Origin of the sequence: Sphingobacteruim zhuxiongii (genome assembly GCF_009557615.1) — a bacterium.
GTDB lineage: Bacteria > Bacteroidota > Bacteroidia > Sphingobacteriales > Sphingobacteriaceae > Sphingobacterium > Sphingobacterium zhuxiongii.
Map to the genome: position 1 here is coordinate 2208352 of NZ_CP045652.1, position 15926 is coordinate 2224277.

12 protein-coding genes are annotated in these 15926 nt (G+C 40.4%); 11 read left to right on the forward strand and 1 reads right to left on the reverse strand.

Translation table 11 applies throughout. The annotated features are described in order from the left end of the window. Positions 1–200 precede the first annotated feature (200 nt). Complete coding sequence (locus GFH32_RS09470) at positions 201–407, forward strand: helix-turn-helix domain-containing protein (RefSeq protein ID WP_153511380.1); 207 nt, start codon at positions 201–203, stop codon at positions 405–407. On the opposite strand, the gene fmt is transcribed toward GFH32_RS09470, so the two are convergent. After that, positions 394–1332: a methionyl-tRNA formyltransferase gene (gene fmt / locus GFH32_RS09475; RefSeq protein ID WP_153511381.1), complete on the reverse strand. Its 939-nt coding sequence runs from the start codon at positions 1330–1332 to the stop codon at positions 394–396. The two genes, GFH32_RS09470 and fmt, sit on opposite strands and share 14 nt — an antisense overlap. Positions 1333–1414: 82 nt before the next feature. Here fmt and GFH32_RS09480 point away from each other — a divergent pair, with 82 nt between their 5' ends. The 10 genes from GFH32_RS09480 (at position 1415) to GFH32_RS09525 (ending at position 15891) form a co-directional block, all read left to right on the forward strand. Continuing rightward, on the forward strand, positions 1415–2632 hold the full coding sequence (locus GFH32_RS09480) for an ABC transporter permease (RefSeq protein WP_153511382.1): 1218 nt from the start codon (positions 1415–1417) through the stop codon (positions 2630–2632). A gap of 111 nt (positions 2633–2743) precedes the next feature. Continuing rightward, complete coding sequence (locus GFH32_RS09485; protein WP_153511383.1) at positions 2744–4879, forward strand: cation:proton antiporter; 2136 nt, start codon at positions 2744–2746, stop codon at positions 4877–4879. A 5-nt stretch (positions 4880–4884) separates the two neighbouring features. Further along, positions 4885–6147, forward strand: a complete 1263-nt coding sequence (icd, locus tag GFH32_RS09490) for an NADP-dependent isocitrate dehydrogenase (RefSeq protein ID WP_153511384.1) — start codon at positions 4885–4887, stop codon at positions 6145–6147. Between the two features lie 60 nt (positions 6148–6207). After that, positions 6208–6459: a hypothetical protein gene (locus GFH32_RS09495; RefSeq protein ID WP_153511385.1), complete on the forward strand. Its 252-nt coding sequence runs from the start codon at positions 6208–6210 to the stop codon at positions 6457–6459. A 111-nt stretch (positions 6460–6570) separates the two neighbouring features. Then, the gene (locus tag GFH32_RS09500) at positions 6571–7083 is read left to right on the forward strand and encodes an RNA polymerase sigma factor (RefSeq protein ID WP_153511386.1); all 513 of its coding nucleotides are present in this window, start codon (positions 6571–6573) and stop codon (positions 7081–7083) included. Positions 7084–7162: 79 nt separating this feature from the next. Beyond that, positions 7163–8176 carry a FecR family protein gene (locus GFH32_RS09505; protein WP_153511387.1) on the forward strand — a complete coding sequence of 338 codons (1014 nt, stop codon included), beginning with the start codon at positions 7163–7165 and terminating at the stop codon, positions 8174–8176. 44 nt (positions 8177–8220) lie between these two features. Next, the gene (locus tag GFH32_RS09510; RefSeq protein ID WP_228384101.1) at positions 8221–11319 is read left to right on the forward strand and encodes a SusC/RagA family TonB-linked outer membrane protein; all 3099 of its coding nucleotides are present in this window, start codon (positions 8221–8223) and stop codon (positions 11317–11319) included. A 10-nt stretch (positions 11320–11329) separates the two neighbouring features. Beyond that, positions 11330–13012 (forward strand): RagB/SusD family nutrient uptake outer membrane protein, encoded by a 1683-nt coding sequence (locus tag GFH32_RS09515; protein ID WP_153511389.1) that lies wholly within the window; start codon positions 11330–11332, stop codon positions 13010–13012. A 31-nt stretch (positions 13013–13043) separates the two neighbouring features. Beyond that, positions 13044–14000 carry a hypothetical protein gene (locus tag GFH32_RS09520; RefSeq protein ID WP_153511390.1) on the forward strand — a complete coding sequence of 319 codons (957 nt, stop codon included), beginning with the start codon at positions 13044–13046 and terminating at the stop codon, positions 13998–14000. Further along, positions 13987–15891, forward strand: a complete 1905-nt coding sequence (locus GFH32_RS09525; RefSeq protein ID WP_153511391.1) for an FAD-dependent oxidoreductase — start codon at positions 13987–13989, stop codon at positions 15889–15891. Before GFH32_RS09520 ends, GFH32_RS09525 begins: the two co-directional genes overlap by 14 nt. The last annotated feature ends 35 nt before the right edge of the window (positions 15892–15926 follow it).

Sequence of the window (15926 nt, forward strand, 5' to 3'; positions counted from 1 at the left end):
ATGAGTTACTTAGCCGTGGTGAGTTGAGGTAAAACTGTTCGCAAAAATCATTCCAAAGATTAGTTCTGCAGCCCTGTCTCCATGTTTTTATTACAATTAATATTAATTAAACTCCTATTCTAACCATTTATTATTCTGAGAATAAAACATTTCAACGAACATATTGTTTTTAAGAAAATATCAGAATAAAAAAATAGAGTATGCCAATTATGATTCACTTAGACGAGATGATGTCTCGAAAAAAAATGTCACTCAACGAATTGAGTGACAGAGTGGGGATAACGCTGTCAAATTTGTCCATTATTAAGAATCAAAAAGCGAAAGCCATTCGATTAACAACCTTGGATGCTATTTGTCGCGCATTGGAGTGTCAGCCCGGGGATATCTTGAAGTTTAAAGAATCGTAAGTATTTCCTCCGATTTATAGCCTCTTAAGAAATCTGTTACACTCATACGTTTTTTACCTTCAATTTGAATTTCATTTAAATAAATGAAACCATCTATTGTTGTCACCTTAATAAAGGTCTTGCCATCACTAAGAAATGCCCCAGCAGCATAACTATGCGCTGCTATTTCTTTCGTTGTCTTATAAATTTTTAGGACTTTCTGATCCAAATAACTAAAAGCCGTAGGGTAAGGACTTAGTCCCCGAATAAAGTTATAAACCGTTTCTGTCGACTGATTCCAGTTGATTAAGCAGTCTTCCTTAAATATTTTTGGTGCATGTTTAATCGCTGAAGCGTCAATCATCTCATCTTGAGGGATAGGATGAATATCCTTGTTTTTTATTGCATCAACTGTGCGTACAATTAAGGAAGCTCCTAAATTCATTAATTTATCGTGTACCGAACCGGCATCATCTGATTCCGTAATTTCAACCTCATCAGAAAATAACACATTACCTGTATCAATCTCATGTTGTAATAAGAAAGTCGTTACACCTGTCTTTTTCTCTCCATTGATCACCGCATGATTAATAGGGGCAGCACCACGATATTGAGGCAATAAAGAACCGTGCACATTCACCGTACCATGAGGAGGCATATTCCAAACCAACTCAGGAAGCATACGAAAAGCAACAACAACTTGCAGATCCGCTTGATAGGAGCGAAGCTCCTCAATAAAATCAGGAGATCGTAACTTCTCAGGTTGTAAAACAGGGATGTTATGTTCTACAGCAAATACTTTGACAGCCGATTGGTGTAGCTTCTGACCACGACCAGCGGGCTTATCTGGTGCCGTAACAACAGCAACAACTTGTTCACCAGCATCCAAGAGAGCTTTTAAAGAGGCAACCGCGAAATCAGGGGTGCCCATGAATATAATACGCATAAAGAATCTTGATTATGTAATTTCAAATTCGAATCTGAATTGAATTTTTATACCTTTGCGAAGTTACAAATTTAATTTAAGCTTGAATTTTCCATTTTTCCTCGCTAAACGAATTACCCTAACTGGCAATCGTACATTTTCGAAGCTGATTGTTCGAGTGACGATTGCGGCATTGACGCTTGCGATTCTAGCAATTATCATGGCCGTGGCAATTCTGCGTGGGTTTAAAGGAGAAATTACCGATAAGCAACGAGGGTTCTTTGGAGACGTCATTATCTTAAAAAATGATCGCAACGATTCCTATGTCAATACGCCGATTTCACTCTCCAAGGATCAAATTAACAGCTTAGAAAAAGATAGTAATGTCATTAACGTTTATCCATTCGCAACCAAAGCGGGGATAATGAATGTCAAAGGCGAGGTTGAAGGCGTCTTACTCAAGGGAATCGATAAGGATTACGATCAAGAATTCCTGTCGAAAACAATTCTCGAAGGTGAAACCATAGACTTCTCAGCAGAGAATGCCGAAAATCAGCTTCTTATTTCTAGTCTTATCGCCAATCGACTGAACCTCAAAGTAGGCGATAGTTTCATTATGTACTTTATTCAAGAGCCCGTTCGGAAACGTAAGTTTACCATTCGTGGAATCTATACCACCAACTCCGAAGAGCTCGATAAAGTTTATGTAATCGGATCATTATCCCTAATTCGCAAGCTCAATAACCTTGCGGACAATGAAGTCGGCGGTTATGAAGTACGTGTCCGAGACTTTAATCTACTAGCCAAGACAACACAGGATGTCAATGATCAATTACCCATCGAGCTGTATGCAACCAATGTTGTCGAACAGATGCCCGATATCTTCAATTGGCTAAATATGCTCGATATGAACGACAACATCATCTTTGTATTGATGGTCGTTGTCGCGGTGATCAATATGATCTCTGCCTTATTGATTAGCATCCTAGAACGCTCTTCCATGATTGGTATATTGAAATCCTTGGGCATGCAGAATAGTAAAATTAGAGTTGTATTCTTGTATAACTCCTTATACCTGATTGGTTACGGATTGTTACTCGGCAATTTCTTAGCCTTGTTGCTTTATTATTTCCAACGCAGCACCCATTTCTTTAAGCTCGATCCATCCGTTTATTACGTCTCGTTTGTACCGATGGATATCTCCTGGTTAACAGTCGTATGGCTAAATATCGCATTGATTGGAATTGCCTTAATTACCCTATTTATTCCTTCCATGCTAATCAGCAGAATATCACCAATTAAGACTATTCAGTTTAAGTAGAATCGCTACAGTAAGCGCTTATTTTTCGGAAAAAATTAGAATTTTCGCTATCTTACGCAAGCAAAACAATTACAGCTGATTGAAGTTGTATTAACAAACAAGCGAAAATCTATGAATAAAGTTTTTGACCACTTATCACATGCATTCGAAGCGCCATTAACCAATCCTGTACTTATATTTTCCCTTGTATTATTCATTATTTTACTCTCCCCAATTCTTCTAAGACCCATTAAAGTTCCCGGAATTATCGGTTTGATTATCTCTGGAATGATTATCGGACCGCATGGATTAAATTGGCTAGAGAAGAACTCCGCGGTCGATCTATTTTCTACCATCGGATTACTATATATCATGTTTATAGCCGGACTGGAATTAGACATGAATGAATTCAAAAAAACAAAGCATAAAAGCTTAATGTTTGGATTCTTTACCTTTATTATCCCCATCTCTATTGGTTTCCCCGTTTGTTATTATATCCTCGACTATAGCTTATTAACAAGCATCCTGATTGCAAGTATGTTCGCAACGCATACGCTCGTGTCGTATCCTATTGTCAATCGCTACGGTATATCCAAAAGCGAAGTCGTGGCCATCACCATTGGGGGAACAATCCTAACTGATACAGCGGTACTGATAATCTTGGCAGTCATTAAAGGCGCCTCACAGGGCGATATCAATAATGAATTCTGGGTAACCCTAGGTGTATCCTTTGCCATCTTCCTCTTTATTATGTTTGGCGTCATTCCAAAGATTGCCAAATGGTTTTTTGAAAAGATTGAAGGCGAAAAAACAGCACATTATATTTTTGTACTAACGGTAGTATTTTTCGCGGCATTCCTTGCCGAGATGGCCAACTTAGAACCCATTATCGGAGCCTTCGTTGCTGGACTTGCCCTCAATAAGTTAATTCCACACTCTTCGGCTTTAATGAACCGAATTGAGTTTATCGGGAATGCAATTTTTATTCCCTTCTTTCTGATCTCCGTAGGGATGATCGTCGACATCGCCGTATTCACTAAGGCGGAGGGACTGACGGTATTCTATGTAGCAGGTGTACTTACCTTGGTCGGTGTGGTCGGCAAATTCTTAGCCGCAACGGCGACTCAATGGACATTTAAATACAATAACACCGAGCGTAACCTGATATTTGGATTAAGTAACGCACATGCTGCTGCAACCCTTGCAATTATCATGGTCGGTTACAATAATCAAATCATTGATGAGAATGTCTTAAACGGAACGATTATCCTAATTCTTGTGAGCTGTATCATTGCATCTATCGTTACGGAGAACGCCTCGAAGAAGATTGTTATGGCTGGACATCAAGATCAGAAGCATATGGAGCATGTTGAAGAGCATGAGGAGCAAATCCTAATTCCAATTGCAAATTTGAGTAATATGGAAGCAATCTTAGACTTCGCTACTCTAATAAAATCGAAGAAATCACCACATCCATTAAATATCTTAAGTGTCGTTCCCAATGATGAGCAGGCCGAGCGCAATGTACAGCTTGCCCGACAGAACTTAGATAAGATGGCGCGTTATGCATCGGGATCAGAAACCGATGTTGAACTGATTACTGCCATTGATTTTAATATTGCAAACGGTATTGGTCGTGCGTCCCGAGAAGCATTCGCCGATTGTTTAATTCTTGGCTGGCCTTCTGCGACTTCCTTCGTCGAGAAAATTGTCGGTGAGAAAACGGAGAGTATCTTAAATCGAACAGACGCCAGTTTGTTTATGTGTCGACTAGATAAACCATTTATTACAAACAAATCCATCACTATTTTTGTTCCTCCATTGGCAGAATCAGAAGTAGGATTTGCTTATTGGATGGAGAAAATGTGCAAGTTCGCACAAGAGCTTTCATTGCCAGTACGTTATGTTTGTAATTTCAGAACGAAGCAGTCGATTGAATTAATGTTAGACACTTTACAATCCAGTATTCCAGTAAGCTACGATTTATACGAAGACTGGGATAATATATACGGCTTAGCGACCTTCAGCAATGCAGACTCCCTATTGGTATTTGTATCCGCACGTTCTGGTGAGGTATCCTACAGAGATTCTTTAGATGGTCTTGCAAAGCGTGTCGGCAAGTTTTACAAAAATCAAAACTTGATCTTAATATTCCCTTCACGTGTTGCCGATCTACATATCGACGAATACGAAGATGTGCAAACCGCACCAATTTTCCGTAAGATTAGTCGTGAAATTGGAAATATGTTTGGTAAAGAGAAAAACTAATATAGATGAGCGATAAAATAACAATAGACAGCACAGGGAAATTAAAGGTACCTGATGTTGTAAGTATACCCTTCATTATTGGGGATGGAATAGGACCAGATATCTGGCATGCTTCAGTTCGCGTATTTGATTCAGCGATTGCCAAAGCCTATGGCGATCAAAGAAAAGTGAATTGGTTAGAGGTATTAGCGGGAGAAAAGGCATTCAATGAAACTGGAAATTGGTTACCAGAAGAAACATTGACCACTTTTAAAGAATATTTAGTCGGTATTAAAGGCCCATTAACAACACCAATTGGCGGTGGAATTCGTTCCCTTAACGTGGCTCTTAGAAAAGAATTAGACCTATATGTTTGTCAGCGTCCAACTAAATGGTATGAAGGTGTACCGTCGCCTGTAAAACATCCTGAAAAGGTAGATATGGTGGTATTCCGGGAGAATACTGAAGATATCTATGCTGGTATTGAGTTTGCGGCAGGGACTGCGGAAGCAAAAAGATTGCAGGACTTCCTAAGAGATGACCTAAGCGTCGATTATAACTTCAGCAATAGTACAGGGGTGGGATTGAAGTTTGTGTCAGAGGAAGGCTCTAAACGTTTAATACGCGCTGCTATTGAATTCGCGATTAGCGAGGGTAGAAAATCCATCACTATTGTGCACAAGGGGAATATTATGAAATATACCGAAGGCGCATTCAAGAACTGGGGTTACCAATTAGCCGAAACAGAGTTTGGCGATAAATTATATACCTGGAATCAATGGGAGCAGACGAAAGCGACAAAAGGTGCTGATGAAGCCAATGCAGAGCAAAAGGCTGCTGAAGCGGCAGGAAAGATTATTGTCAAGGACATAATCGCTGATAATTTCTTACAGCAAATTCTATTAGCGCCACAAGACTTCGATGTGATTGCTACTTTAAACTTAAACGGGGATTATATCTCGGATGCTTTAGCGGCAATGGTTGGTGGAATAGGAATTGCGCCAGGGGCGAACATCAATTATAAAACAGGACATGCCATTTTCGAAGCAACACATGGTACAGCACCACGATTTGCAAATACCGACACCATGAACCCTTGCTCTGTCATTCTGAGTGGTGTGATGATGTTTGAGTATTTGGGATGGACAGAAGTGGCAGACGCCATTGTTGAAGCCGTAGCGGAAACAATCAAAGAAAAAACGGTGACCGTCGATTTCTATAATCTAATGGAAGGAGCGACCCTCTTGAAGACCAGCGAATTCGCAAATAAAGTCATCGAAAAATTATAAAATATTGTATAATCATTCAAAAAAAGCTGAACTTTAATCCGTTCAGCTTTTTTTATGTCTATGATCGAAATACCAACTTTTGTCAGCGAATCGAATATTTTCACTGCCGAGGAAATCAGCAAACTACAATCCGTCGCGCAATTGCCGGAAGAAAAAGAAATCGATGCCTATCAATATGAACCTGAAATCCAAGAGCTACTCAACGCTTTTATTGGCGATGAGTCCACCCGCTTAACCCATCAACTTTTGAAAGCCAAAGAATTAATCGCCAGAAATGAACTGTCGAATGCTTGGAAAGTCATCTTGCTTTAAAAATAGATTTCCGAATGAGGCTAGTAAATTCTCATATATTATGCTAAATTTGGAATGCCATCACCTGTTATACTAATTTAGCAAGCCAAAAAGGCCCAATGGAATCTCATTATGTATTTACTGATTGATGAAGAGAGCTTTAGAGAAGTTTTTAATACGTACTACGATCGCATATACACCGGATTTTATAGAAAAACCGGCTCCTATGAAATTGCACAAGATCTAACCCAACAAACATTTATTAAGTTTTGGAGGTACCGCGATAGCTATACCCCAGAATTAACCCTCGAAATACAGCTTTTCCGTAAGGGAAAATTGGTATTTATCGATTGGCTGCGCAAAGAATCTAAAGAAAGACAGCTAATTGACAGTTTAAAACAACAAGATAGAATCCCTGTCGATGAACTGAGTACGGATCTTAAGGATTCCCTAACGCAGGCCATTAATGGACTTTCACCGGTACGTAAAGAAGTATTCCAATTAGCTTATATCGAAGGATATAGCCATAAAGAAATCGCTGAAAAGCTCAACGTGTCCGTGCGAACGGTCGAAACTCATATCTATAAATCTGTCCAACAACTCCGAAAAATCCTCGCCTTGATTTACATCCTACTGCACCTCTAAAAAATATTTTTTTTTACAGCGTACGTAGTTTTCATTTTCCCGACGTATATACCTATAAAAGCGAACCAAATTATCAATTGTGAACAAGGATATCTTAACGAAGTTTCTATCAAATCAATGTTCTTACAACGAATGTAAGGATGTGGCTTCCTATTTGGAAAGCCATGATGAGGAACTGGATAAGATTCAGATTTTTGAGCATATTCCTGAACAGGAATTAATTCGCGCTTCGCATGCCGAGAAAGACGCTATTTTTGAGCGTATTGTAGCAAAACCGAACAAGTATCTTCTGATGAAGCGAATTTTGATTGCCGCTTCCATCTTGGTATTTGTAGCCTTCTCCTTCTATAAATTAGGAAAGCATGATAGTCCAGAGCACCTGGACAATCCTATCAGCATGGAGATTTTCAATAACAGTCAAAACCCGGAGTGGTATGTGTTACCCGACAGCAGTCGCGTGAAATTAGAACCACAAGCCAAATTGAGTTACCTGCGGAATTTTGCCAAAGATCGTATTATCAATCAAGTGGCTGGCGAAGTTACCTACTTCGTGCAGCCTAATACAGCACATCCGTTCCGCGTGATTAATCAAGGCATTCAGACCCGTGCAGTAGGTACTGCGTTCTCAATTGCCGATTATAACGCCGACAATCTAATTGTCAGGCTTTTGGAAGGAAAGATCGTTTTAGAAGATCCAACCAATAAGCTAGATAATCAAGTGAAACTTAATATTCCAACGACGATTATTATCAATAAATCAGATTTTACCTATTCCCATCTTGACCAGAAAAAGAATGGTTACCATACGGCCTGGGAGGAAGAAAAGAGTAAGGTCAGCAGAAACTATCCGACCAGTAGTATTGCTTGGTCAAATCAAGTCGTCAACTTCAATGGCGTCTCGAATACCGATTTATTCAGCATTATGGAGCGTCTATATGACGTCAGCATCGATGTTGAGAACCCAAGAATTATAGACGGAAATTTCACCGGCGAACTATACCAAAATGATAACCTAGAAAGTCTACTAACGATTTTCTGCCAAATAAATGGATGCACATTTACTATAAAAGATAATATTATAAGAATCAAATAAGTAATTTTTTAGTAACCAATAACCATTATAAACAACTTATGACCATGAAAAGTAAAGTAATTTACCCATTGCTAATCTATGGGCTATTATCACTTTTTCAACAAGCTGTTGCGCAGAATAATCTCCGTGCAACAGGGAAAGTGATTAGCACGGATGGTATTGCCATCCCAGGTGCAACAATCGAAGTACTCAATCAAAAATCACAACACAAGGACAGGTTTGTATCCAACGAGGAGGGGATATTTAATCTAACCAATCTGACTGCCGATGGATTGTATAACATCTTAGTCTACCATGTTGGTTATCAGCGTGATTCAGTTATGAATTTTGTTGCCAAGACCAATCAATCCAACAGCATCTTAATCCGCTTAAAACCAGACGATAATGAACTTGATGAGGTCGTTGTCATCGGTTATGGTACCGTTCAGAAAAAAGACCTGACGGGAGCGATCTCTTCTGTCGACGGAAAAGATATTGCTGTTCGTAAAACAACGCAATTATCGCAGGCCCTACAAGGTGCAATACCAGGAGTGATGGCGACGCGGAACAACAATGCGCCAGGTGCGGCCGCAACTATTCGGGTACGGGGGATTACCACGATTACGGATGGCGGATTAAACCCATTGATTATTTTGGATGGGGTGCCTATCAGCGGATTGGACCAAGTCAATCCAAATGATATTGAAAACCTAACCGTCCTAAAAGACGCGGCGTCTGCATCGATTTACGGTTCCAGAGCTGCTGCAGGGGTCATTCTTATTACCTCGAAAAGAGGAAAAGAAGGACAGCTATCTTTGGAATACAATACCGATTTTGGTTGGGAAGCACCAACGCAGTTGCCTGAATATGTAGGGGCGCAACGCTATCTACAATTAGTAAATGAGCTCCGTTGGAACGATAACAACAATAATCAAAACGAGTATCCGATCTATGCAAAAGATCTAGTGGATAATTATCCAACGTTGAATCAGGAAAACCCGAATCTGCATCCAATTACAGATTGGCAAAAGCTATTGCTTAAAGACCGTGCTGGTAGACAAGCACATCAGCTTTCGGTGGCTGGGTCCGGCAAGAACCTGAGAACACGTTTCTCCTTGGGCTATGATGATACCGACGCGCTATATGTGCATCGTAATTATGAACGCCTAACGTCTAGAATCAATAATAATATCGACGTAACAAAATATTTAGCGGCTGTAGTCGATTTGAATTTTAAAAGAACAACAGATAATCGCCCGTCGATAGATCCGCTATATAGAATGGGGATAACAGCGCCAATTTATGCTGGTGTATGGGACGATGGACGTGTTGCCTCAGGTAAAGATGGCGATAATATCTATGGAATGTTGAATGAAGGTGGGCAAACGAAATACCAATACACCCAATTCGGTGGTAAAATTGGACTCGATTTAAAACCAATTGACGGATTAACTTTAACCGGGGTCATAGCACCGATTTTTAACTTTGATAGAACCAAAGCTTTCCGTACAAAAGTGCCGTATACTGCATGGAATAACCCAGAACAGCGCTTAGGTTATGTTAATGGTTACGAAACGACAAAACTGAGCGAATCGAGAGTAGAGAGCTACCAGTATACGACTCAGTTTTTGGGTAACTACATGAAGAGCCTAGGTAAACATAACTTAAACTTCCTAGCTGGTTATGAATCTTTCTATTACTACAATGAAGATTTATCAGCATCGAGAGATCAATATTTATTAAGTGGATATCCGTATTTAGATCTAGGACCATTGGAATTTAGAGATAACTCTGGTTCAGCTTATGAGAATGCCTACCGTTCATATTTTGGTAGAGCAATGTATAACTATGCGAACAAGTACTTCTTACAAGCGAATGTGCGTTACGATGGTTCTTCCCGTTTTGCAAAAGAATTCCGTTGGGGTATGTACCCTTCAGTATCTGCCGGTTGGTCGATATCTGAAGAGAACTTTATGAAAAACATCCCTTGGTTGAATTTCCTTAAACTGCGTGCTTCCTACGGTACGTTAGGAAATGAGCGTATAGGTAACTATCCATATCAATCGCTTATACAGTTTGCGAATAGCGCCCTATTCTATAATGGAAATACTGCGGTATCTGCGCAATCTGCTTCACAATGGCAATATGCAATCCGGGATATTAGCTGGGAAAAAACAGAATCTTATGATTTAGGATTAGATTTCCAAGGCTTAAACAACCGCTTGTCGGCAACTTTTGATGTCTATCAGAAAATTACTTCAGAGATGCTATTAGCCTTACAGATTCCTAGTTATATTGGATTTAACAACCCGAACCAAAATACCGGGAAAATGAATACCAAAGGCTGGGAACTAGCTTTAGGATGGAAAGACAGAAAGGATAAATTCAACTATGCTGTATCGTTCAATATTTCCAACTTTAAGTCGGTGATGGGCGATTTAGGAGGAACAGAATTCCTAGGCGATCAAGTAAAGAAAGAGGGTAGTGAGTTCAACGAGTGGTACGGATATGTATCCGATGGATTATTCCAAACCGCAGATGAGGTAGCGAATTCTCCTGTCTTAAACGCCAATGTGAAACCTGGCGACGTACGATACAAAGATATTTCTGGACCTGATGGTACGCCTGATGGTAAGATATCTCCTGAGTACGATCGTGTGTTCTTGGGCGGTTCATTACCACAATACCTTTACGGAGGTCAAATTAGCGTAGGCTATTCTGGCTTATCCTTAAATGTTGTTGTACAAGGCGTCGGTAAACAAAATACTAGACAAACAACAGATATGATTCAACCGTATCAACAAAACTGGGGGAATTTCCTGAATATACTCGATGGAAATACCTGGTCTAAATACAATACCGATGCAGAGAATCAAGCAGCTAAATATCCAAGATATTCAAACACCTCATCTTCGAATAATTACGCCATGTCAGACTTTTGGATGATTAATGGTAAATATTTCCGCTTGAAGTCTGTGAATTTATCTTACCAAATTCCAGAAGCTTTCTTAGCGAAATATTATGTGAAAGGAATGGGCGTGTCTTTTACTGCGAATGATATTTTCACGATTAATAAGTTCCCGAAAGGATGGGATCCTGAAATGACATCATTTACATACCCGATCACAGCATCCTTTTTATTTGGTTTAAATGTGAAATTCTAATTCTAAGATCATGAAACGTAAATTTATATATATATGCTTATCAATGTCTCTGTTTTCATGTCAGAAACTTGATTTAAACCCCTTGTCTCAGGGTTCCAGTGAAACTTGGAACTCCAATGCCGAAGAGATTATCATGTCCTTAAACGATCTTTACCGCGAAGCTTTGTGGAAGAAAGATGCCGACGAGTGGACTGATGATTGGATTAACCGCGATGGATTAACCGATATCACCAATGCTACCATCAATGGACAAACTGGATTTGTAATCACCAACTGGAATGACACCTACAAAGCGATTGCACGCGCAAATACCGTTTTGGAAAGTATGGATCGTGCCGCGGGTTCACTTTCAGAAAGTCAAATCAATATGTACAAAGGTGAGGCTCGCTTTATTCGGGCTTGTATGTTCTCGTACTTATTGAGCCACTATAAGAACGTCGTGTATACCGATAAAACCTTGACGATCGAGGAGGCAATGCAAATCGGACAGATGCCACCAGAGGAGCTCTTAAAGAAAATATACGAGGACTTTGACTTTGGTATCGCCAATATGCGCGAGTCTTTTGCCTCAAATGAACTCAAAAGAGCAACAAAAGGGGCCGCCCTAGCCATGAAAGCAAGGATCGCTTTATATATGGGCGATTATGCCACGGCAAAAACAGCGGCAAAAGCTTGTATCGATTTGGGTATCTATAAACTGCATACTGACTTTGATAATCTATTTTTATCGAAAACAAAGCAATCTCCAGAATCCATCTTCTTATTGCCACGCTCAATTTCCTTAGGAGTAGCTCTTAGTGGTCGCCAATCTTTCGTATCGCGAAATGCAGGCGGATGGGCGCAATTCGATCCTTCTTGGGATCTAATGTTCTCTTTCTTAGGATCCGATGGATTGCCTATTGACGAGTCGCCATTATTCGACCCAAAGAACCCTTTTGCTAATAGAGATCCACGTTGTGCTGCTACGATTGTACCTTTTGGATCAGCACATTTGGATTATATTTTCGATCCACATCCTTTAGCTTTAAAAACCAAAAAGGTATCTACCGGTGCCGATGTCAACAACAATGATAACCGCGCGGTAGCAACCTATGCTTCGTTCAACGGATTAATATGGAAAAAGGGCGTAGACTCCGATTGGTTATTAAACTCTTGGCGTGTAGAACCCGATAATATTATTATTCGCTATGCAGACGTCTTATTGATGTATGCAGAGGCAAAGATCGAATTAAATGAAATCGATGCTTCAGTGCTTGATGCCATTAATACGGTTAGAGCTAGAGCCTATAAAGTAGATAAATCGGCCGCTGGCTATCCAAAGGTAACCAATACGAACCAAGCAGCGCTACGTACCATCTTGCGTACCGAACGCCGTATGGAATTTGCGTTCGAAGGTCTTCGTTATATGGATATTATCCGTTGGAAGCTAGCCGAAAAGGTATTAAACAGACCAAACTATGGCTTGCTTGATCCCGGAGATTTAGTATCCAAAGTAGTCAATACGGGCAAATGGTTTACACCAACGGCACCAGATATCGATACGGATGGTCTAGCGGATATTGCTCCTTTCTACAATCAAGGGCTTGTAAAACAGATTGCCATCCGCAAATTTGATGCGAATAAGCAGTATATCTGGCCAATTCCTTCAACAGAAGTATTGACAAGTGGATTAAAACAGAATCCAAATTACTAACTTGTAGAACCTAATCAACCTAAACATAGACATGCTACAGAAACTATTGCTTATATCAATCGCCTGCTTGTTGTATTGTTCTTCAACAGCCCAATCATGGACCGCTTTGAAAAAAGAACAACAGCCGATCATGACATTTACGGTCAACGATACGCTTAGTTTCCCAGTGTTTGTAGTTGAGAACCCCGCTGATAAAGCGCTTTATTATGGTACTCAACTACAAACCAATGTCTGTAATGATCAGATATGTTTGCCCATTGAGGTAAATCTATTCTGGGATCTACTGGGGAATTACCATCATTTCAGTAAGGAAGAATCTTTTCATTTCACCAAGTTTGATCATAAGTACTTCGACGAGAAAGATTATGAACGCTTGCAGAGCATACTGATCGACAGCCTATCGCCCCTACGTGATTATGATGTTGAGGATCTCTTAGACAAACAAGAAAAGAAATACTCCTTGGAAATAGATGCAGTAACGAAGCCTACTTCGGCTCTGTTTTCTAATGTGACAGTGCCTGGTGCATTGTATACCGTATACACTTTATGGCATATCGTAAATGGTCCAATCAAACAAGAATTGAATGCCTACGCAAACAAGCAATATGTAGACCGAAAATGGGCAAGCTATTTCGCTAATTCGGACGTGTCGGCTTATCAGGAATATTTCCTAAAGCATTTGGACCCGAAGGAAGAAGTCTTGCATCAAGACGCGATTATCAACTTACTATTTGCGAAGGATGACTTTACACCGCACTATGCCATTGACGTACTTGAGAATAGGGTACTCAAGACCCCTGCGCTATATAATCCTATTTTAAAGCGCTTTGACAGCATGAAACCCCATGTTATAAGCGAAATTATAAACTCCATTTCTGCACCCAATACGGAGACGAAAACCATCTTAAAGGCGTTTCAAAACGGGCCAAAAGCCTCTCCAAAGCAGAAAGAACTAATCGAAAAAATTTTAAATTATGAAAAACAATAGAAGAGACTTTTTAAAAGCCATCGGAATTGGCTCAGGCGCATTGCTGGTGGATCCAGTAATTGCGAAGACACTGACGGAAAAACAAATCAAAGAAAGTGAAATTAAAGGACCTGAATCTGTATTTGCTATCCGCAATTTAGAAACCGATTATGTCGTTGCTGGTGGAGGTATGGCAGGATTCTGTGCGGCACTGGCGGCAGCTAGAAATGGATTGAAGGTGATCTTCATTCAAAACCGTTCTCGTTTAGGCGGAAATGCAAGTTCCGAAATTCGCATGCACATCTGTGGTTCAACGGCTTTAGGACAAGTATGGCGCGAAACGGGACTTCTGGAAGAGGTCATGTTAACCGAGTCGCATATCAATCCCCAACGATGTTGGGAGATGCTCGATTATGTGATGTACGATAAGGTGGTTTCCAACCCAAATATCACGATGCTTTTCGATACCATGCTGTATAGCGCAAAAGCAAAAGGTAAGAAAATTGAAGAAATTCAAGCTTATTGCTCGCAAACCGAGGAAATCTATGTGGTAAAGGCGAAACATTTTGCCGATTGTACAGGCGATGGAACTTTAGCGGCATTAGCAGGCGCCGAGTTTATGCGTGGTCGTGAAGCTAAATCAGAATACAATGAAGCTTTAGGATTGGAAGTGCGTGATGATATCACGATGGGAAATAGTTTGTTGTTTCAGTCACAAAAGCACGATCAACCGATGCCTTTTAAAGCCCCAAGCTGGGCTAGAAAATATGAGTTCTCTGATTTCAAACACCGTAGAATCCACTCTTGGGAGTATGGATATTGGTGGATTGAATTAGGAGGACTTGAAAATATCGTACATGACGGTCAGAAAATTCGTCATGACTTAATGGGCGTTGTCTTTGGGGTTTGGGATTATATCAAAAACTCTGGTAACCATCCGGAGTCTGCAAACTGGGCATTATCATGGTTTGGATCGATTCCTGGCAAGCGCGAAAGTCGCCGTATTACGGGCGATTACGTGATGACGCAAAATGATATCTTAAAACAAGAAAACTTTGAAGACCGTGTAGCCTATGGAGGCTGGCCTTTAGATGATCACTTACCGGCAGGTATGGATGATACTTCATTAAGTCCCTTCCGCTCGATTGGCTTAAAAGGGCCGTACTCAATTCCATTGCGTAGTTTATACAGCAAGACATTTGACAACTTAACTATGGCTGGACGTAATGTTTCGGTATCGCACGTAGCACTTTCAACTACTCGTGTAATGGCTACCTGTGCAACCATGGGACAAGCGATTGGAACAGCGGTTGCTTTCTGTGTGAAGGAGAACTTAACGCCGAGACAGCTTTACCAAAACAAAGCTAAACTAAAAGAGTATCAGCAGATTTTACTACGTCAAGATCAAGCGATACTAAAGGTGAAAAACGAAGATAAATTAGATTTGGCTTTACAAGCGAAAGTGACGGCTTCATCGGAACTTCCAGGCTTCGAAGCGAAGAAAGTAATCGATGGTTTTAACCGCGATGTGCAAGATGGCGATAGCCACCAATGGCGCGCTAGCTTAGCTTCTGGTGAGCAGTTTATCGAATTAAGCTGGAATAAAGCTCAAACCTTGAAACAGGTCGAATTTACTTTCGACTCCGGATTGAACAGACACCTTCGTCTATCAGGTGAGGCCAGTGTAATGAAGAATCAAAAAAGAGGACGCCAACCAGAAATGTTGATGGATTATACCGTTGAGCTTTACAAAGGTAGTACCTTAGTGAAGAAAGAGGAGGTTAGCGAAAACATCCAGCGTAAGGTGGTACATAGCTTTGACAATGTGTCCGCCGATCGCGTTCGACTGGTTGCTAAAAAAGCTCAGGAAGATCAAAATGCGCGCGTATTTGAAATTAGATGCTATGCATAACGGATAATTCTGCTTAATTTAGCCCTAAATGGAGA

What these genes read in the sequence shown, in the direction of transcription:
- GFH32_RS09470 (WP_153511380.1), top strand. Translation starts at nt 201, where the DNA reads ATGCCAATTATGATTCACTTAGACGAGATGATGTCTCGAAAAAAAATG.
- fmt (WP_153511381.1), bottom strand. Translation starts at nt 1,332, where the DNA reads ATGCGTATTATATTCATGGGCACCCCTGATTTCGCGGTTGCCTCTTTA.
- GFH32_RS09485 (WP_153511383.1), top strand. Translation starts at nt 2,744, where the DNA reads ATGAATAAAGTTTTTGACCACTTATCACATGCATTCGAAGCGCCATTA.
- icd (WP_153511384.1), top strand. Translation starts at nt 4,885, where the DNA reads ATGAGCGATAAAATAACAATAGACAGCACAGGGAAATTAAAGGTACCT.
- GFH32_RS09495 (WP_153511385.1), top strand. Translation starts at nt 6,208, where the DNA reads ATGATCGAAATACCAACTTTTGTCAGCGAATCGAATATTTTCACTGCC.
- GFH32_RS09500 (WP_153511386.1), top strand. Translation starts at nt 6,571, where the DNA reads ATGTATTTACTGATTGATGAAGAGAGCTTTAGAGAAGTTTTTAATACG.
- GFH32_RS09510 (WP_228384101.1), top strand. Translation starts at nt 8,221, where the DNA reads ATGAAAAGTAAAGTAATTTACCCATTGCTAATCTATGGGCTATTATCA.
- GFH32_RS09515 (WP_153511389.1), top strand. Translation starts at nt 11,330, where the DNA reads ATGAAACGTAAATTTATATATATATGCTTATCAATGTCTCTGTTTTCA.
- GFH32_RS09520 (WP_153511390.1), top strand. Translation starts at nt 13,044, where the DNA reads ATGCTACAGAAACTATTGCTTATATCAATCGCCTGCTTGTTGTATTGT.
- GFH32_RS09525 (WP_153511391.1), top strand. Translation starts at nt 13,987, where the DNA reads ATGAAAAACAATAGAAGAGACTTTTTAAAAGCCATCGGAATTGGCTCA.